Raw genomic sequence first — 18,274 nt, 5'->3', positions numbered from 1 at the left:
GGCAGGATGGCGGCAGCGGCACGGCGCGTGCCGTCGCCGCAGCCTGGAAGTGGGGCCGCACGGCATCGGTCACGGCCGATATCAGGGTTGAAGAAAGCTCGACAATTCGCGCGTGAAGGCGGCGGGGACCTCGATGGCCGACAGGTGCGAGGCCGGCAGCGTGACCAGCTTCGCGTCGGGAATGCGCGTGCACAGGTCGACGCCATCGGCAACCGTCGTCACCGGATCGGCGTCGCCGGCGATCACGAGTACCGGCGCGCGGATCGCCCCGACCTCGTCGCGCAGGTCCGCGGCGGCCAGGGCGTCGCAGCAGGCCGCGTAGCCTTCCGCCGCCTGGTGCCGCAGGGCGCGCTGCAGGGGTTCGACGAGCGCGCGGTACTCGGCGGCGAAGGCCGGCATGAACCAGCGCGCCGGCGCGCTCGCGGCGATATCGGCCAGGCCGCCCGCCCGCACCGCCGCCGCCCGGCCGCGCCAGCCTTCCCCGGTGCCGATCCGAGATGCGGTGTTGGCCAATACCAGCCGCCGCACCCGGTGCGGCGCGTAAATGCCCAGGCATTGCGCCACCAGTCCGCCCATCGACAGGCCCACCACGTGGGCACTGCGAATGGCCAGGTGATCCAGCAGCGCCAACGCGTCGTTGGCCAGCATCTCGAGGCTGTAGGGGCCCGGCGGGCTGCCCGATCCGCCGTGCCCGCGCGCGTCATAGCGGATCAGATGAAAGTGGCCCGACAGCGCGTTCGCCTGGGCATTCCACATCGTGTGATCGGTGCCCAGCGAATTACACATCAGCAGTGCCGGCTTGCTCCGGTCGCCATCGACGCGGTAGCGGCATGCGTGACCGTTCAGGTGCGCCGTGTCCGTTCCATGCGTCATCCCTGGTCCCCCCCGCCGACGGGCAGCACGCTGCCCGTGATGTACGATGCCTCGTCGGAGGCAAGGAACAGGATGGCGCCCACCTGCTCGTCGATGGTGCCGTAGCGGTGCATGGCGCTGCTGGCGATCGTCTGGTCGACGATGCCCTGGTACCACGCCTGCTCCCGTGCGCTCAGCGGGTCCGGGTTGCGCGGCACCACTCGCGGCGGCGCCTCGGTGCCACCCGTGGCGACGGCATTGACGCGGATGCCATCCTGCGCATGCTCGAGTGCCAGGCTGGCCGTCAGCGCATTGATGCCGCCCTTGGCCGCCGAATACGGGATGCGGTAGATGCCGCGCGTGGCGATGGACGAGATGTTGACGATGGCGCCCTGTCCCTGTTCGATCATCGCCGGCAGCACGGCGCGGCAGCACCACAGCGTCGGGAACAGCGAGCGCCGGATCTCCGCCTCGATCTGTTCCTCCTCGTATTCCTGGTAAGGCTTGGCCCAGATCGTGCCGCCCACGTTGTTGACCAAGACGTCGACCCGGCCGAAACCGGCCAGTGCCGTGTCGATCGCAGCGCGCGCCCCGGCGTACGTCTCCAGATCGGCCAGCACTACCGATACCGGCGCCTTCAGGTCGGCGCATTCGACCGCCACCTGCCGCACCAGTTCGGCGCGGTCGGCCAGCACCAGGTGCGCTCCCTCGCGCGCCGCGCGCAATGCCACACCGCGGCCGATGCCCTGGGCCGCGCCGGTGACCACGACCACCTTGTCCTTGAAGCGCTGGTCCATCTCACACCCCCGTGGATGAGAATTTCTCGAAGTGGAAGCCGACCGGCGACACACCCGTATCCGTGAACCAGTTGCGCACCGCGTCCACCATCGGAACGGGGCCGCACAGGTAGACGTCGACATCGCCGCCATTCATCCAGCCCGGTTCCACGTGCGCCGTCGCGTACCCCTTGCGGTGATGCGTGCTGTCCGCCGCCGCTACCGTCGTGACGTAGCTGAAGTCCGGGTGCGCCGCGGCAATCCGGTCGAGCTGCTCGAGGCCAACGAGGTCGTGGTCGTTCGTCACCGCGTACACCAGCCGCACCGGATGGGTGAATCCTCGCCGCGCCAGCACGTCGAGCATCGACAGGAAAGGCGCGATGCCCGTGCCGCCCGCCAGCATCAACAACGGCCGCTGCACCGGGCGCAGGTAAAAGCTGCCGTACGGGCCAGCGAAGCCGATGGCCTGGCCCGGTGCCGCTTCGCGCGCCAGGTACCGGCTCATCCGGCCGCCCGGCACATTGCGCACGACGAAGCGCGCCTGCCGCCCGCCCGGCGGCGAGCTGAACGAGTACGAGCGGGTCAGGTCCGTGCCGGGAATCCGCACGTTCACGTATTGACCCGGCAGGAAATCGGGGATTTCGCCATCGAGGTCGATGGCGAACGCGATGGTCGAGGCGGACAGATGCTCGACCGAGGCGATCGTGCCCTCGAACATGCCGGCGCCGGACTTGCACGACGCCGACGTGGCGGGAATGCGGATCACGCAATCTGCAGTCGGCCGGCACTGGCAGGCCAGGATGTAGCCCCGCGCCGCGTCCTCCGCTTCCAGCGCATCCGCGATATAGCTTTCCTCCGGCATGTCGTAGCGGCCGGATTCGCAGAAGGCGCGGCAGGTGCCGCAGGCGCCATCGCGGCAATCGAGCGGGATATTGACCTTTTGCCGGTAGGCGGCGTCGGACAGTTTTTCGTTGTCGTTGCAGGCGATGAAGCGGGTGATCCCGTCCTCGAACTGCAAGGCGATGCGGTGCGTCTCCATCACCCGTCTCCTCGTTGTAAAGTAATCAAATGTGGTACACGTCGATGACCTGGTGGATGTAGTCGTTCTTCAGCACGACGTACTTGTCCAGGATGCGCGGCTGCGCGCCGCCAAAATCGATCACGTAGCGGGACATGCCGAAGTAACCGAAATCCGTCTGGTAGCGGTGGCTCAGCGTGTGCCAGTTGAAGCGCACGGTCACAGTGCTGCCCTCGCGCGACTCGACCTCGATATTGGCGATGTTGTGGCTCGTGCGCGTATCGGGCACCGTGGCGCTGGAGCGTTCCGTCTTGATCCGGAACACGCGGTCCTCCAGCCCCTGCCGGCTCGGGTAGTAGATCAGCGAAATCTCGCGCCGCGGGTCCGTCACCAGCCTGCCGTCGTCGTCCCAGGAAGGCATCCAGAACAGCGCTTCCGGGTGGTAGCACTCGAGCCACTCGTCCCACTGCTCGTCGTCCAGCAACCGGGCCTCGCGGTACAGGAATGCGGCGATATCCTCCATCGTGGCGTCGTTCATGGCTGTCCCTCCGGCATCAAAGCCTTGCTCATCACGTCCAGCCAGTAGCGGTGCTGCACGGTGTACAGCCCTTCATCCTCGGTGCGCACGCCGGACATCACGGGTTGCAGGCCGATTTCCCGGGCGGCTTCGTCCGGCCCCTTGATCCAGTGCTTCGCGCCGCGGCACATGTCGTTCCATTCCATCGCGGCGCCGGCGTAGCCGGTCTGGCAGGCCCGGAATTCCTCCAGGTCGTCCGGCGTGGCCATGCCGCTGACGTTGAAGAAGTCCTCGTACTGGCGGATGCGGCGGGCTCGCGCGTCGTCCGATTCCCCTTTCGGCGCGATGCAGTAGATCGTCACTTCGGTCTTGTCTACCGAGATGGGCCGCAGCAGGCGGATCTGCGATCCGAACTGGTCCATCAGATACACGTTCGGGTACAGGCACAGGTTGCGCGAGCGCTCGATCATCCAGCGCGACATCGGCTCGCCGTATTTCGCCGCGTAGTCGCCGCGCCGCGGGTAATTCGGCCGGTCCTCGGGATTCGACCACTGCGTCCACAGCAGCATATGGCCGTGTTCGAAGGCGTAGAAGCCGCCGCCCTGCCGCCCCCACTTGCCGGCATCCATGGCGCGAATCGCGTCGATGCCCGCTTCCTTGCGGCGGTTCGTGGTGGCCGCGTAGTTCCAGTGCACCGCGGACACGTGGTAGCCGTCCGCGCCATTCTCGGCCTGCAGCTTCCAATTGCCGTTGAACGTGTAGGTGGACGAGCCGCGCAGCACTTCCAGGCCGTCGGGCGACTGGTCGACGATCATGTCGATGATCTTGCCCGCCTCGCCGAGAAACGCTTCCAGCGGCACCACGTCGGCATTCAGGCTACCGAACAGGAAGCCGCGATAGCTGGCAAACTTCGGCACGCGCTTCAGGTCGTGCGAGCCTTCCTTGTTGAAGCACTCCGGATAGCCGGCGCCTTCCGGGTCCTTCACCTTCAGCAGCTTGCCGTTGTTGTTGAACGTCCAGCCATGGAACGGGCAGGTATAGGTCGCCTTGTTGCCGCGCTTGTGGCGACAGAGCTGCGCGCCACGGTGGCTGCACGCATTGATGAAGGCATTCAGCTCGCCCTGCTTGTTGCGGGCGATGAACACCGGCTGGCGGCCGATGTGCGTCGTGTAGTAATCGTTGTTGTTCGGGACCTGGCTCTCGTGGGCCAGGTAGATCCAGTTGCCCTCGAAGATGTGCTTCATCTCCAGTTCGAACAGGGCCGGGTCGGTGAAGGCGCTGCGGCGCAGGCGGTAGTCGCCTTTCGCTTCATCCTCGACCAGCAAGCCCTCCATGGAACGACGGGCGGGATGGATCGGAATAATGGCAGTCATGACGCTCTCCTTCAGGCGGCGGCGCGCAGGCGTTCGACTTCGGTGGCCGGCGCGGCGGCACTGTCGGCGTGCAGGCTGAAATCGAAATCGATCGAGGCGAACGGCTTGTCGAGCCCCTTCGCGGCAATGGCGGCCGGATCGCTGACGCGCACCACCGGGGGCACGAGGCCCTCCCGGCTGGCGAAGGCGAAGTCGTCCCACAGGTACTCGTCGCCATCGATATTGATCTGCGTGGTCAGCTTGCGGTGGCCCTCGGCGGAGACGAAGAAGTGGATGTGCGCGGGGCGCTGGCCGTGGCGGCCCAGCAGGTCCAGCAAGGTGGCCGTACTGCCGCCCGGCGGACAGCCGTACCCCTTCGGCATGATGGTGCGGAGCCGATACCGGCCCTGCTCGTCCGCCACGATCGTGCGGCGCAGGTTGAACGGCGATTGCGTGCGGTCGAAGTGCGAGTAATTGCCCAGCAGGTTCGCATGCCACACCTCGACTCGCGCGCCGGGTACCGGCGTGCCGTTGTCTCCGTACACGGTGCCCTGCATGAACAGCACCTCGCCCTGCTCCGCCTCGGTTCCATCGTCGAGCCGTGCGCAGCCGTGGCAAACGGGCGCCCCGGCCACGTACAGCGGGCCTTCGATCGTGCGCGGCGTGCCGCCTTCGATGCCGGCCTTCGCATCGGCCTCGTCGGCGCGGATGTCGAGGAAGCGTTCCAGGCCGAGGCCCGGCGCCAGCAGGCCCAGCTCGTTCGCCGCACCGGCGGCGGACAGGAATTCCAGGCCCTTCCAGAACTCGGCGGGCTGGATATCGAGGTCTTCGATGGCCTTGCACAGGTCGCCCACCAGGCGCACCGTGATGTCGCGCACGCGCGGGTCGGCCGGCCGGTCGGCCGCCGCCACGATCCAGCTGTGCACCAGTTTGTCGATGTCGTTATGCGTCATGCTCGTCTCCTTGATTTATCGGGTTACAGGTCGTTGGTACGGATCGAGGACGGGTGCCGGCACAGCGGCGCGACCTCGATCTTCATATAAGGGAACAGCGGCAGCGACATCAGCAGCGCATGCAGCTCTTCGTTGCCGGCCACGTCGAAGATGCTGACGTTGGCGTACTGGCCGGCGATGCGCCACAGGTGGCGCCATTTGCCCTCTTCCTGCAGGCGCTGGGCCAGCGCCTTTTCATCGGCCTTCAGTTGCGCCGCCTGGTCGGGCGGCATGGATGGCGGCAGGTGCACATCCATACGGACATGGAACAGCATCGTGGTCTCCTTACTTTCTCTGCAACGCGCGCAGCTTGTCGGTATCGATCGTCACGCCCAGGCCGGGGCCGGTTGGTACTTCCAGCATGAAGTCGCGGTACACCAGCGGTTCGCGCAGCACTTCCTCGGTGAGGAGCAAGGGGCCGAACAATTCGGTATCCCACGACAGGTCCGCGAACGTGGCGCACAGCTGGGCCGCGGCAGCCGTGCCGATGCCGCCTTCGAGCATCGTGCCGCCGTACAGGCCGATGCCGGCCTGCTGGGCCACGGCCGCCACCTGCTGCGCCGGCAGCAGCCCGCCGGACTGGGCGATCTTCACGGCGAACACGTCCGCCGCCTCGGTGCGGGCCATGTTCCACGCGTCGACGGGCCCGTGCAGGGCTTCGTCGGCCATCAGCGCGACGTCGAAGCGCCGCGCCAGGCGGCGCATGGCATCACGGTTCTCGGCGCGGACGGGTTGTTCGACCAGGTCGATGCCGCCGTCCTGCAAGGCGGCGACGCCGCGCATGGCCTGCAATTCGCTCCAGGCCTGATTGACGTCGACGCGCACGCTGGCCTTGTCGCCCAGCGCCCGCTTGATAGCCAGCACGTGCGCCACGTCGTCATGCACGGCGCGCAGGCCGATCTTCAGCTTGAAGATGCAGTGGCGGCGCTGTTCCAGCATCCGTTCCGCTTCGGCGATATCCTTCGCCGTATCGCCGGAAGCCAGCGTCCACGCGACCGGCAGGCGGTCGCGCACGCGACCGCCCAGCAATTCGCTGACGGGCACGCCCAGCCGGCGGCCCTGGGCATCGAGCAGCGCCGTCTCGATGGCGCACTTGGCGAAGCGGTTGCCCTGGACCGCCTTGCGCACCTTGGCCATGGCCTTGGCGACGGCGCTCGCCTCCATGCCGACGAGGAGCGGGGCGATATGCGTGTCGATATTGGTCTTCACGCTTTCCGGGCTTTCCTCGCCATAGGCCAGGCCGCCGATCGTGGTGGCCTCGCCCCAGCCTTCGATGCCATCACGGCAGCGGATCCGCACCAGCACCAGCGTCTGCACGTTCATGGTGGCCACGGAAAGCTTGTGGGGGCGGATCGTCGGCACATCCACGAGCAGGGTTTCGATATGGGAAATCATATTCATTCAGTATGGTTCGCGTCGGTATGGATACAATAGGCCTGCAAAAAGTCCCGGTCCAACACTGATTTGGTATATTTTTCATACCTTCAAGGTATAGTCATGGAATTGCGCCACTTGCGTTACTTCGTCGCCGTCGCCGACGAGAAGAACTTCACGCGGGCCGCCGAGCGGCTCAACATCGCCCAGCCCCCGCTGTCCCGTCAGATCCAGCAGCTGGAAGAGGAACTGGGCGTGACATTGATCGAAAAGGGGTCGCGGCCGCTGCGGCTGACGGAAGCGGGCCGCTTCTTTCACGCCCACGCGCAGGAATTGCTGGCCAAGGCCCAGGACCTGAAGGCGATGACGCAGCGGGTGGGCAAGATCGAGCGCAAGCTGTCGATCGGCTTCGTGGCCTCGACCCTGTATGGCCTGCTGCCGGAGATCGTGCGGCGCTTCCGCGAGCGCTATACCGGCGTGGAAATCAGCTTCCACGAGCTGACGACGATCGAGCAGTTGCAGGCCTTGAAGGAAGGCGTGATCGACGTCGGCTTCGGCCGGCTGAAGGGGGAAGACGCGGCGATCCGCCGCATCGTGCTGCGCGACGAGCCGCTGATCGTGGCGCTGCCCGTGGGGCACCGGCTTACACGCGTGCCCGGCCCCTTGAGGATGTCGGACCTGATGGACGATCCGCTGATCGTCTATCCGCGCTCGCCGCGCCCCAGCTTCGCCGACCAGGTGCTGGCCACCTTTCGCGAGCGCATGCTGGTGCCGCGCCAGGTGATCGAGGTGCGCGAGCTGCAGATCGCCATCGGCCTGGTGGGCGCCGGCCAGGGCATCGCCATCGTGCCGGACAGCCTGCAAGGGATGATCCGCACGGACGTCGTCTACCAGCGCATCGACGACCGGCAGGCCGTGTCACCCATCATCTTCAGCACACGGGCGATGGACCGTTCGCAGGAACTGGCCGACATGCTGGCGGTGATCTACGAGATCTACGACGAGCGGGGCATCGATTACGTGGCGGAAGTGCTGTGATGTCGCGCGGCGCGCGACCGTGGGAAACGGAAGGGAATCCGATCTTCAGCAGTATTTCCGCAGCTCTTCCTCCAGGGCCGCCATGACATCATCGACGGGCGGCGTCGCGCCTTTTCCGGCCGGCGTCGGCAAGATACCCGGCAACACCCCGTCGGACTTCAGCTTCGGCAACAAGCTCTCCATCAAGTCGCCGAGGGGAATCTCGCGCGGTTCGTAAGCCGCCCAGTCATCGAGCGCGCAGGCTTGCGCATACTCCTTCGCCGGCCACAGGGGAAACACCTTCGTGCCGTCGTCCGTGCACGCCAATGCCCAGCCATCCTGGTACAGGCCCCAGGCTTGTTCGCGGTCGGCCACCATGCCGGTGAAATGTTGGAACCGTTTTTCGGGAGGCAGCGCGAACACTGCGGCGAGCTGTTTTGGATGCATTCTTCTATTCGATCCTTCGGGGCGACGCGGGCGGGACTGGCCGGGATCACATGAGTGGCCGCCGCGCGTTTGCCGGCCATGATTATCGTTCTTTTTTAGCATCATGTGGGCAACCGATGTCCCCTTCCCTGTCGGCCTGCCGCCTGCGCAGCCGGAAGAGCGAGGCAGCCATTGCCAGGGAGCTTTCGGTTAGTTGCACTTATGCCTGTCGCGTCCCGCCAGGCGACAAAGTTCGCACACCATCGCGACAAATGGTGACACCACGGGTGCCGCGCCGGGCGCACTATCGTCCTGCAACCGACGCTTACGGTTGCTTGAAGCCACGCAAGGAGATTGCCATGAAGGCCTGTCATATCCCGATGCGCCGCCCGGCACCGCACGGCGCCGTGTTCGCGGCCGCGCTGCTGTTGCTCGCGGCCGCCGCGGTCCCCGGCCCCGCCCGCGCGGAACCGGTCAATGGCGAGATCATGCTCGTCAATGTCCAGACCTCGAAATGCATGACGATCGCCGGCGGCGTCAGCACCGCGAACAATGTCGACGCCGTGCAATTCACCTGCGACAGCGATCCCTCGCGCCGCTGGACGCTGCGGGAGACCCGCAGCGGGATCTATCAGGTCAGGAATGTCCAGACCGGAAAGTGCCTGACGATCGCCGGCGGTGTCAGCACCGACAACAATGTGCGGGCACTGCAGTTCGACTGCGACGATCACCCGTCGCGGACCTGGCGCATCAGCGACGTCTCCGGCAGTGGCCTGCACCAGCTGCGCAATGTGCAGACCAATAAATGCCTGACGATTGCCGGCGGCGTCTCGCCAGCGAACAATCTGCAGGGCGTGCAATTCGACTGCGACACGGATCCGTCGCGCCGCTGGGTCATTCGCCTGAAACTGCAGGGCTAGCCCCGCCGATCTCCTCGAGAAAGCCGGCCGCCAGGTAGCGCGGAATCCGCCCCAACTCGCCGAGCACGCGGGCGCGGAACTCGGCGTGCTCGTGCCAGCGCTCGACCGGCGTGCCGAAATAGTTGACGGGGCAGACGGACAGGCGCAAGCCGGGCCAGTGCCGCTGCATGGTCATCAGGTAGCGGCGCGTCGAGCAGACCTTGCCGATCACGAGCACGCTGCGCACCGTGGCCAGGTCCATCGCCTGCGCCACCCTGGCGCGCCCGAAGCGCACGTTCTCGCCGGTATTCAAGGCCGCCGTTTCCAGGATGAGCGCCTGCGCCGGCATGCCGAGCGCGAGCAGGCGCTCGGCGATGACTTCCGCTTCCGCGCGCGGCTCGCCTCCGGTCGGGCCGCCGGAAACGAGCAGGCGGCCGAACATCCCTTCCTGCCACAGCCCATGGGCGGCGGCGCAGAATTCCGGCACGCCGTGGCGGGTGCCGAACAGGAAACCGAGGTCGGAGGCGCGTGCGGGGAGCACCGGCATCAGGTAGTCGGCAATCGCTTGCAGCGCGTCGGGCGACATGGTCGGGCGTTCTGGCCGGTCGAAACGCCTACTTCCGGAGCGCGAAAAAGACGATCCAGAACAGGGAGAACAGCGTGACGCCGATCAGCTGGGCCGCCATCACGGGCACCACGATCCGGCCGTCGCGCGTGCCCGCGCTGACGCTCTCCGAGAATCCCTCGGTGCGCACGCGCCCGAACGAGAACACCGCGATGGCGGCCCTGCCGATGTTGTACATGATGACTTCCATCAGCACATTGAACATGAACCCGGCGACGGCATCCATGGCGATCCTCCTGGTGGCGCATTGGCGTGGCGTGCCGGCGGTACCCGGCTTCGGCGTTCCCCCGCTCGTGGACGAACGATCACAGTGTACATGAGCCGGCTGCTCAGTCGTTGCCGCTCAGTCGTTGCGGTAGGCGCGCAGGAATGCCTCGACGCCGCGGTCGGCCGCCTGGTGGATCGCGCGCACGGCCACGATCTTTTCACCGTACATGGCGCGGTCGAGCAACTCGCCCTGGATCAGGCCCTTCAGGTGCATCGCCGCCACCCAGCCGTCGCACGGCCGCAGCGTGCCGGCTTCCACGTGGCGCGCGAGGAACTGCTGCATGATCGTCCAGCCCACCTTCGGACCCGCCGCGTAGAACCGCGTGCCGCCCTCCCCGCCCTTGTGGGCATTCTGCTGGGCGATCCGCATGGCCGACAGCATCTCGGGCGTGAGCAATTGGGCGAGATAGGCGCGGGCGAAGTGGCGCAACGCTTCATCGATGGGCCGGGCCGGGTCGAGCGCCGCGAACGATTGTTGCAGCTTCAATTCGGACGATTGCGCGAGCACCTGCTGTACCAGCTCGTCCTTGGACGGGAAATAGTTGTAGATGGTGGCCTTCGAACCACCGAGACGCGAGACGATCTCGGACATCGTGGTGGCCTCCACGCCCAGCTCGGCAAACGTGGCGGCAGCGACGCGCAGGATGTGATGGCGCCGCTCGGCGGATTTGGTTCTCATGCGGACAAGGTCGGGGCGACGGTTGCAAAGGCCGGAGTATAGCCCTTGCCGGTACGCGATGGTGCGGCTCGCCAGGCTCGCCACCGGCCAGGCCGGCACAACAGTGCCGGCGGCCACGCACCGCGGCATGGCGGCACTGACTTGCATATCGGAATCTACCTATTGTCGAACGTGAAACATCGGCCTTATACTGTACCGCTGGGTACACAAAAGACCCGGTGCGGTCGCGGCCGCACGCAATTCACGAATATCGAAAGGTCAGTATGCACATCACACGCCGGCGCCTCATGGCGCTCCCAGTCACCCTGCTCGCCCTGCTCGCCGCGCCGGTCCATGCCGGCACGTCGAAGGCGGCCGCCATCGAAACTGCCGCCGCGAAGCAGGAACGAGCCGAGCGCGCCGCCTTCCTCGAAAAGCAGAAGGCCATCGCCGATGAACGCGGCACCGCCGTGGAGCCGCCAGCCAGGGGCGCGGTCACGGTCATCGACATGCCGCAAGACGAGACGGACGCACCGGGAGCCGTGAAGAAATGACGCACGCCACTCCCCTCTCTCGCGCGCGCCGCTGCCGCCGCACGCTGATCTCCACGCTCGTATCCACCACCGTGCTGGGGGCACTGGCCGGCCACGGCGCCGTTGCCCTGGCGGCCTATCCCCTGCAGGGCAATGAAGTCGAGGCGCGCGTGGGCGCGATGATCGACAATATGTCGCTGCAGCAGAAGTTCGAATTCATCCGGGTCAACGACGGCCGCATGCTGCCGCAATTGCCGTCGCAGGGACTGCCCGGCACGGTCGCCTACGATTCGTCGATGGGCGTGCATGTGGGCCTGGGCACGTTCGGCACCCAGTTCCCGTCGCAATCGGCGCTGGCGGCTACGTGGAGCATCAACCGCGCGCAGCAGTTCGGCCTGGCCATCGGCTATGAAACCCGGCAGGCGGGCGCGCAGCAGATGCTGTCGCCCGGCCTGAACATGTTCCGCACGCCATACAATGGCCGTAACGCGGAGTACCTGAGCGGCGAGGACCCGTTCCTGGGCGCCGTGCTGGGCCCGGCCGTGGTGAACGGCATCCAGGCGCAGGGCATCCAGGCCGCCGCCAAGCACTACATCGCCAACGACCAGGAAGCCAACCGCCACCTGCTGGACGTTTCCGTGGACGAGCGCACGCTGCGCGAAATCTACATGCCCGGCTTCGAATCGACGGTGAAGAATGCCCGCCCCGCCTCCGTGATGTGCTCGTTCAACAAGATCAACGGTGACTACGGCTGCGAGAGCCATCACCTGATCACCGAGGTGCTGAAGGGCGAATGGGGCTTCAACGGCTTCGTCATGAGCGACTTCAACTCGATCCACCATCCGCAGAAGGCCGCCTGGGCCGGCACCGACCTGGACATGCCGAGCGCGCTGGCCTACACGGACGCCGTGATGTACGACCTGGTGTACAGCAACCAGGTTCCGATGGTGGTGCTGGACGACAAGGTACGCCGCAACCTGCGCGCCATGGTCAGCTTCGGCTTCGACAAGGGCTTGCCGACCCCGACCGCGCTCGACACCACCTACGGCGACGTGGCGTCGCTGGCGGTGGCCCGCGAAGGCATCGTGCTGCTGAAGAACGACGCCGGCAAGAACGGCTCGCAGCCGGTACTGCCGCTGTCGGCCAATGCCCGCGTGGCCGTGATCGGCGACCTGGCCAGGCAATCGCCGCCGTCGCCGTTCGGCACCGCCTGGGCGCCGGCGAACCGCTACATCACCGAATTGAACGGCCTGCAGCAGTTGAACGTGGACCCGGCCAATGTCTCCTTCATCGCCTCGATGTCGCTGGACCCGGCCACGGCCGTGTGGTACCAGCCCGGCTCGACCGCGACAGCGCTGCAACCCGGCCTGAAGGCGGAGTATTTCGCCAACACGCAATTGGCCGGCCCGGCGGCCGTGACCCGCGTGGAGCCCGGCGTGGCCTGGGACTTCATCAAGGGCAGCAATACCACGGCGAACGGCAGCACGTCGATCGCCGGCTTCAGCCCGGCCCCCGGCGCCTTCTCGGCGCGCTTCACGGGCATGATCAGGCCGGCCGTCACGGGACAGCACGTGTTCAAGGTGCGCGCCGACGGCGCCTGCCGCCTGTGGGTCAACGGCGAACTGGTGATCGACTTCGACGGCACGCCGGTGGCGGCCGACGTGGTGAATGCCACCAGCGTCTCCGGCAAGACCGGCCAGCTCAAGGCGGGTACCCTGTACAGCGTGAAGCTGGAATACCGCCGCACCACGGGCGCCTACTTCCCGGTACTGGGCAGCATCAACGGTATCCAGCTGAGCTGGGCCTCGCTGGCGGCGCCGGACAGCCTGGCCGATTACGACGCGGTGGTGGTCGCGGTGGGCAAGAACGCCGAATACGAAGGCGAAGGCAGCGACGTGGCGTTCGACCTGCCGGAATTCCAGTCCGACATGATCGCCAACGTGGCCAGGGCCAATGCCAACACCGTCGTGGTGATGCACGGCGGCGGCCCGTCGGCCATGCCGTGGGCGAAAAAGGTGGCCGCGTCGCTGCTGGCCTGGTACCCGGGCCAGTTCGGCGGCCAGGCGCTGGCCGAGATCCTGTACGGGACCATCAATCCGTCGGGACGCCTGCCGGTCACCATCGGCAAGACCGCCGCCTCGTATCCGACCGCTGGCGGCTACGGCAGCATCGCCGAGTACCAGCCGTCGGGCAATTTCGCCGACGCGGCCACCAACCCGTCGCGCAAGACGCTGTCGTACAGCGAAGGCGTGTTCATGGGCTACCGCGGTTTCGATCATGCCGGCACCAAGCCGCTCTACGCGTTCGGCCACGGCCTGTCCTATTCGACGGTCGCCTACAGCGGCCTGCAACTGTCGGCGACCTCGCTGGCGTCCGGCGCGGCGACGGTGAATGCGACGTTCACGCTGACCAATACCGGCACCCGCCCGGGGTATGAGGTGGCGCAGCTGTACGTGAAACCGAACAGCGCCGCGGTGGCACGGCCGAAGCAGGAGCTGAAGGGCTTCGCCAAGGTGTATCTGCAAGCCGGTGAAAGCAAGACCGTGACGATCCCGATCGACGCCCGCTCGCTGGCGTACTACGCGACCGGCACGGGCACCTGGCAGGTCGACGCCGGCCGCTATGCGATCCGCGTGGGCAGCTCCTCCGAAACCCTGCCGCTGGCGGCGCACCTGACGGCGCCCGCCGCCATGCAGCTGTCGACGATCACGTCGAACCCGCTGCCGGCCCCGCTGCGCGAAGCGGTGAAAGTGTCGGACGAACGGGCCTACTAATCCGCGTCCCCGAGCCTGCAGGCCGGCCATTGCGCCGGCCTGCAGGCTTCCCGCCCTCCATCGTGGCTCCCTGCCGCCCATGCGGCGATCGCTCCCGGCACGGCCGCCGCCGGACCGCATTCGCCGGATTCCACCCGCACTTCAACATCGGACTTGCCCGTGTTTGCTCCGCAAGGCACCGGGAACGGCAGCCGGTCATCCGGGCCGTTGCGCATGCGCGCGGTGTCGCGGCCTGGCACCGGGATCGCCCAAGACCGCCCGGGCGTTCGCCGTCGGCACAAAAGCCCGATGGTTCGCCGCCTGCACGCCATTCGTAACTCATTCGTAAGCGGCCGGGCCGTACGCTGCCTCCAGACACCAGCCACGATGTTCCCAGGACCCAAGCGGCTCGCCGACGGGGCCGGCGCCAGCCGGGCAGGGCCGGGCCATATGCCGCGGGGTCACACAAATACCGTTCGCTGATCGAACAAGTGGTTGTCTATCGAACGCGTGTTCAGTATAGTTCCGTGGCGCCTGCCCGGCCGCCCCCTGCGGCAGGCCGGCTTGCCGCAACCACCCGGCCCCGGAAGGATGCTGCGTGCCCCGCCTGCCGGGGCATCGCCTTCATAAAGCAGCTCCCCGGCGGCGGGCTTCAAGAGTTCGCATCAAGGAGACTGCATGGAACATCAAGCGCTGGACGTCCGCGCCCACATCAACGGCCGGAGCATGTCCGGCTATCAATGGCTGCTGCTCGGCCTGTGCTTCCTCATCGTCGCCACGGACGGCATGGACGTGGCGATCATGGGCTTCCTCGCCCCCGACATCATTGCCGAATGGGGCATTTCACGCACCGCGTTCGGCCTGGCCATGAGCGCGACGCCGGTCGGGCTGGCGATTGGCGCCCTGTTCGTGGGCCCCATGTCGGACCGCTGGGGCCGCAAGCGCATGCTGCTGGGCGCCGTCGCGCTGTTCGGCGTGTTCAACCTGCTGAGCGCCGCGGCCGGCAATATCTTCGTGCTGGGGCTGCTGCGCTTCCTGACGGGCCTGGGCCTGGGCGCGGCCATGCCCTGCTGCACCACGCTGCTGTCGGAATACGTGCCGGAACGCTCGCGCAGCACGCTGCTGGCGGTGATGTTCACGGGCTTCAACCTGGGTTCGGCGCTGATCGGCTTTGCCGCCGCCGCCCTGCTGCCCTCCTACGGCTGGCGCACGCTGCTGCTGATGGGCGGCGCCATCCCGCTGGTCTGCCTGCCGATCTACCTGTGGCTGCTGCCGGAATCGGCGCGCTTCATGGTGGTGCGCAAGTTCCCCGGCGCGAAAATCGCGCAAACGCTGCGCCGGGTGTGCGGCGGCGATTTCAGCGACGACACCCGCTTCCATGTCAGCGAACCGCCGGTCGCCACCGGCCACCCGGTCGGCACGCTGGTGTCGCCGGCGTACAAATCGATGACGCTGTCGCTGTGGACCACCTACTTCATGGGCCTGCTGGTGATCTACCTGCTGGGCGGCTGGCTGCCCACGCTGATCCGCGACGCCGGCCTGCCGATCGAACGGGCCGCCAGCCTGACGGCGCTGTTCCAGCTGGGCGGCACCGTCGGTGCCCTGGTGGTGGGCTTCTACATGGACCGCTGGCGCGCCAACCGCGTGATCGGCCTGGCGTATGGCGGCGGCGCCGTGTTCATCCTGCTGCTGGCGATGAGCGACATCCATACGGCCACGTTCACGGCCATGGTGATGCTGGCCGGCTTCTGCATGAATGGCGCACAGACGGGCATGACGGCCTTCGCGCCGGCCTGCTACCCCACCGCCGTGCGTGCCACCGGGGTCTCGTGGATGCTCGGCATCGGCCGTTTCGGCAGCATCCTCGGTTCCTTCCTGGGCGGCGTGCTGCTGTCGATGGGCTGGGGCTTCTCGGCCGTGATCGCGATCCTCGGCATCCCGGCCGCCATCGCCGCCCTGGCGATCGTGCTGGTAAAGGCCGGCGCCCGCGCCGCGCCGAAGGCCGCCTGACCCGGCGGGGCGTGCGCCCTGGCGCGCGCCCCGCCTCGACCGTAGCGCCGCCGGTTCGCGAAACCCAATACAGTATTTGCAAGCGGCCATTCCGGCCGCCCCTTTTTTCCGGGGGATTGCCTTGCACATCACGACACCGAAATTCGTCAGCCTCGCCCTGCAGGGCGGCGGCACCTACGGCGCCTTCACCTGGGGCGTGCTGGACCGGCTGCTCGACGAGGAGCGGCTCACCATCGATTCCCTGACCGGTAGCAGCGCCGGCGCGATCAACGCCGTCGTCGCCGCCGATGGCTATGCCTACGGCGGCGGCCGCCGCGGTGCCCAGGCGGCGCTGCGCCGCTTCTGGACGACGCTGGGCCAGGTCACGCTGCTCAGCCCCTTGCAGCGTTCGCCGATCGACCGCCTGTCGGGCCGCTGGGTGATGGATTACACGCCCGCCTACCACGCAATGGAAATGATGGGGGCCCTCATCGGCCCCGTGACGCACGCGCCGATGACGATCAATCCATTGAAACAGTTCATCGCCACGATGATCGACTTCGAGCGGGTGCGCGGCTGCGAGGAATTCGAGCTGTTCATCGCCGCCACCAACGTGCGCACCGGCATGGGCAAGATCTTCAAGCGGCGCGAACTCGACGTCCAAAGAGTCGTCGCCTCCGCCTGCCTGCCCACTGTGTTCGCGGGCGTGGAAATCGACGGCGAGCTGTACTGGGATGGCAGCTATGTCGCCAACCCGCCGCTGTTTCCGTTGCTCGAACGGCCGGCGCGCGACATCATCGTCGTGCAGAACAATCCGATCGCCCGCAACGACCTGCCGCGCAGCCAGGCCGACATCGCCAACCGCTCCAACGAGATCGCCTTCAACATCGCCTTCATCCGCGAGATCAGCTCGCTCTACTACACCCAGCAACTTTCCGAGGAAGAGCGGGCCGCCCGCGTGGCGGTCAACCCGACCCGCCTGCACCTGATCAGCGGCCTCGATTCTCTGGTGGACGTGGGCATCTCCAGCAAGTTCAATTCCGAGGCGGGGTTCCTGGAAAAACTGCACGATGACGGCGCGGCCGCCGCGGAAACCTGGCTGCGCGAGCATGGCGACGCGCTGGGGCACCGTTCCACGATCGATCCGGCGCGGGTGTTCGCGCCGGACATGGTGGCGGAGGGCCGCGCGTAACGATCCTGTCACGTTGGCGGCGTATAGTCCGCCACCACGACTTCAGACCGCAGGAGCAGCCGATGTTGAATACCCCGCAAGACGTCATCCACCGCATGCAGCGCGATATCGCCGACAGCTACGACGAGGAACTGGAACTGGAGCTGGACGACCGCGAGCTGGACCCGGAAACGCTGCTGCCGGCGGGCGGGCGCAGCGACGAGGAGAAGGAAGCGCGCCGCGCCTACTTCCGCGAACTGTTCCGCCTGCAGGCGGAACTGGTGAAACTGCAGGACTGGGTGGTGCACACCGGGCACCGCGTGGTGATCCTGTTCGAGGGCCGCGACGCGGCCGGCAAGGGCGGCGTGATCAAGCGCATCGCCCAGCGCCTGAACCCGCGCGTCTGCCGCGTGGTCGCCCTGCCCGCCCCGAACGACCGCGAACGCACGCAATGGTATTTCCAGCGCTATGTGTGCCACCTGCCGGCCGCCGGCGAGATCGTGCTGTTCGACCGCAGCTGGTACAACCGCGCCGGCGTGGAACGCGTGATGGGCTTTTGCACCGATGCAGAATACGAGGAATTCTTCCAGACGGTGCCGGAATTCGAGCGCATGCTGGTGCGTTCGGGCGTCCAGCTGATCAAGTACTGGTTCTCGATCTCCGACGAGGAGCAGAACGCCCGCTTCCTGGCGCGCCTGCACGATCCGCTGAAACAGTGGAAGCTCTCGCCGATGGACCTGGAATCGCGCCGCCGCTGGGAGGAATACACGAAGGCGAAGGAGATCATGCTGGAGCGCACGCACATTCCCGAGGCGCGCTGGTGGGTCGTACAGGGCGTGGACAAGAAGAAGGCGCGCCTGAACTGCATCGCCCACCTGCTGTCGCAGATCCCCTACGAGGAAGTGCAGCGGCCGTCGATCGCGCTGCCCGAGCGCGAGTACCACGAGGATTATGTGCGCCGGCCCGTGCCGGAGGAAATCATCGTGCCGGAGCGTTATTGAGCGCCCGCGCCTGATGTGTCGACGTCCGTCGGGTACCGGTGTCGGACATCATTC

At 66.9% G+C, this 18,274-nt stretch carries 19 protein-coding genes; 7 read left to right on the top strand and 12 right to left on the bottom strand.

The window, feature by feature from the left end; genetic code table 11:
• Positions 1-81: 81 nt before the first annotated feature.
• From pcaD to V6Z91_RS21655, 8 genes are read right to left on the bottom strand one after another with little or no spacing between them, the layout of a single operon-like run.
• The gene (pcaD, locus tag V6Z91_RS21690) at positions 82-873 is read right to left on the bottom strand and encodes a 3-oxoadipate enol-lactonase (RefSeq protein ID WP_338761043.1); all 792 of its coding nucleotides are present in this window, start codon (positions 871-873) and stop codon (positions 82-84) included.
• The gene (locus V6Z91_RS21685) at positions 870-1,649 is read right to left on the bottom strand and encodes a 1,6-dihydroxycyclohexa-2,4-diene-1-carboxylate dehydrogenase (protein ID WP_338761040.1); all 780 of its coding nucleotides are present in this window, start codon (positions 1,647-1,649) and stop codon (positions 870-872) included. The genes pcaD and V6Z91_RS21685 overlap by 4 nt, the downstream gene beginning before the upstream one ends.
• Position 1,650: 1 nt before the next feature.
• Positions 1,651-2,667 (bottom strand): benzoate 1,2-dioxygenase electron transfer component BenC, encoded by a 1,017-nt coding sequence (benC, locus tag V6Z91_RS21680; RefSeq protein WP_338761037.1) that lies wholly within the window; start codon positions 2,665-2,667, stop codon positions 1,651-1,653.
• A gap of 25 nt (positions 2,668-2,692) precedes the next feature.
• A complete protein-coding gene (gene benB / locus V6Z91_RS21675) occupies positions 2,693-3,184 on the bottom strand; it encodes a benzoate 1,2-dioxygenase small subunit (protein ID WP_338761034.1) in 492 nt (163 codons plus the stop codon).
• On the bottom strand, positions 3,181-4,527 hold the full coding sequence (benA, locus tag V6Z91_RS21670) for a benzoate 1,2-dioxygenase large subunit (RefSeq protein ID WP_338771997.1): 1,347 nt from the start codon (positions 4,525-4,527) through the stop codon (positions 3,181-3,183). Before benA ends, benB begins: the two co-directional genes overlap by 4 nt.
• 20 nt (positions 4,528-4,547) lie before the next feature.
• On the bottom strand, positions 4,548-5,468 hold the full coding sequence (gene catA / locus V6Z91_RS21665; RefSeq protein WP_338761029.1) for a catechol 1,2-dioxygenase: 921 nt from the start codon (positions 5,466-5,468) through the stop codon (positions 4,548-4,550).
• A gap of 23 nt (positions 5,469-5,491) precedes the next feature.
• On the bottom strand, positions 5,492-5,782 hold the full coding sequence (catC, locus tag V6Z91_RS21660; RefSeq protein WP_338761026.1) for a muconolactone Delta-isomerase: 291 nt from the start codon (positions 5,780-5,782) through the stop codon (positions 5,492-5,494).
• A gap of 10 nt (positions 5,783-5,792) precedes the next feature.
• Entirely contained in the window at positions 5,793-6,902 is a 1,110-nt protein-coding gene (locus V6Z91_RS21655; RefSeq protein ID WP_338771994.1) for a muconate/chloromuconate family cycloisomerase, read from the bottom strand.
• A gap of 102 nt (positions 6,903-7,004) precedes the next feature.
• Here V6Z91_RS21655 and V6Z91_RS21650 point away from each other — a divergent pair, with 102 nt between their 5' ends.
• Positions 7,005-7,919, top strand: a complete 915-nt coding sequence (locus tag V6Z91_RS21650; RefSeq protein ID WP_338761023.1) for a LysR family transcriptional regulator — start codon at positions 7,005-7,007, stop codon at positions 7,917-7,919.
• A gap of 45 nt (positions 7,920-7,964) precedes the next feature.
• Here V6Z91_RS21650 and V6Z91_RS21645 read toward each other — a convergent pair whose 3' ends face one another.
• Positions 7,965-8,450: a DUF2750 domain-containing protein gene (locus tag V6Z91_RS21645; protein WP_338761020.1), complete on the bottom strand. Its 486-nt coding sequence runs from the start codon at positions 8,448-8,450 to the stop codon at positions 7,965-7,967.
• Between the two features lie 233 nt (positions 8,451-8,683).
• Between V6Z91_RS21645 and V6Z91_RS21640 the strand changes: the two genes are divergently transcribed.
• Entirely contained in the window at positions 8,684-9,244 is a 561-nt protein-coding gene (locus tag V6Z91_RS21640; protein ID WP_338761017.1) for an RICIN domain-containing protein, read from the top strand.
• Here the strand turns inward: V6Z91_RS21640 and V6Z91_RS21635 are convergent.
• From V6Z91_RS21635 to V6Z91_RS21625, 3 genes are all read right to left on the bottom strand, one after another.
• Positions 9,219-9,809 (bottom strand): YdcF family protein, encoded by a 591-nt coding sequence (locus V6Z91_RS21635; protein ID WP_338761014.1) that lies wholly within the window; start codon positions 9,807-9,809, stop codon positions 9,219-9,221. The genes V6Z91_RS21640 and V6Z91_RS21635 overlap by 26 nt on opposite strands.
• Before the next feature lie 28 nt (positions 9,810-9,837).
• Positions 9,838-10,074: a hypothetical protein gene (locus V6Z91_RS21630; protein WP_338761011.1), complete on the bottom strand. Its 237-nt coding sequence runs from the start codon at positions 10,072-10,074 to the stop codon at positions 9,838-9,840.
• A 117-nt stretch (positions 10,075-10,191) separates the two neighbouring features.
• Complete coding sequence (locus tag V6Z91_RS21625; protein WP_338761008.1) at positions 10,192-10,794, bottom strand: TetR/AcrR family transcriptional regulator; 603 nt, start codon at positions 10,792-10,794, stop codon at positions 10,192-10,194.
• A gap of 287 nt (positions 10,795-11,081) precedes the next feature.
• Here V6Z91_RS21625 and V6Z91_RS21620 point away from each other — a divergent pair, with 287 nt between their 5' ends.
• The 5 genes from V6Z91_RS21620 to ppk2 all read left to right on the top strand — a co-directional run bounded on the left by V6Z91_RS21620 (position 11,082) and on the right by ppk2 (position 18,220).
• The gene (locus tag V6Z91_RS21620) at positions 11,082-11,327 is read left to right on the top strand and encodes a hypothetical protein (RefSeq protein WP_338761005.1); all 246 of its coding nucleotides are present in this window, start codon (positions 11,082-11,084) and stop codon (positions 11,325-11,327) included.
• Positions 11,324-14,080, top strand: coding sequence for a glycoside hydrolase family 3 C-terminal domain-containing protein (locus tag V6Z91_RS21615; RefSeq protein ID WP_338761002.1), 2,757 nt, complete (start codon positions 11,324-11,326; stop codon positions 14,078-14,080). The genes V6Z91_RS21620 and V6Z91_RS21615 overlap by 4 nt, the downstream gene beginning before the upstream one ends.
• Before the next feature lie 657 nt (positions 14,081-14,737).
• Positions 14,738-16,069, top strand: a complete 1,332-nt coding sequence (locus V6Z91_RS21610; protein WP_338760999.1) for an aromatic acid/H+ symport family MFS transporter — start codon at positions 14,738-14,740, stop codon at positions 16,067-16,069.
• A 121-nt stretch (positions 16,070-16,190) separates the two neighbouring features.
• Positions 16,191-17,240: a patatin-like phospholipase family protein gene (locus V6Z91_RS21605; protein WP_338760996.1), complete on the top strand. Its 1,050-nt coding sequence runs from the start codon at positions 16,191-16,193 to the stop codon at positions 17,238-17,240.
• 62 nt (positions 17,241-17,302) lie between these two features.
• Positions 17,303-18,220, top strand: coding sequence for a polyphosphate kinase 2 (gene ppk2 / locus V6Z91_RS21600; RefSeq protein WP_338760994.1), 918 nt, complete (start codon positions 17,303-17,305; stop codon positions 18,218-18,220).
• Positions 18,221-18,274: the final 54 nt, after the last annotated feature.

The organism is Massilia sp. METH4 (assembly GCF_037094685.1).
Taxonomy (GTDB): Bacteria; Pseudomonadota; Gammaproteobacteria; order Burkholderiales; family Burkholderiaceae_D; genus Rugamonas.
This window is presented reverse-complemented; position numbering and strand designations above follow the sequence as displayed.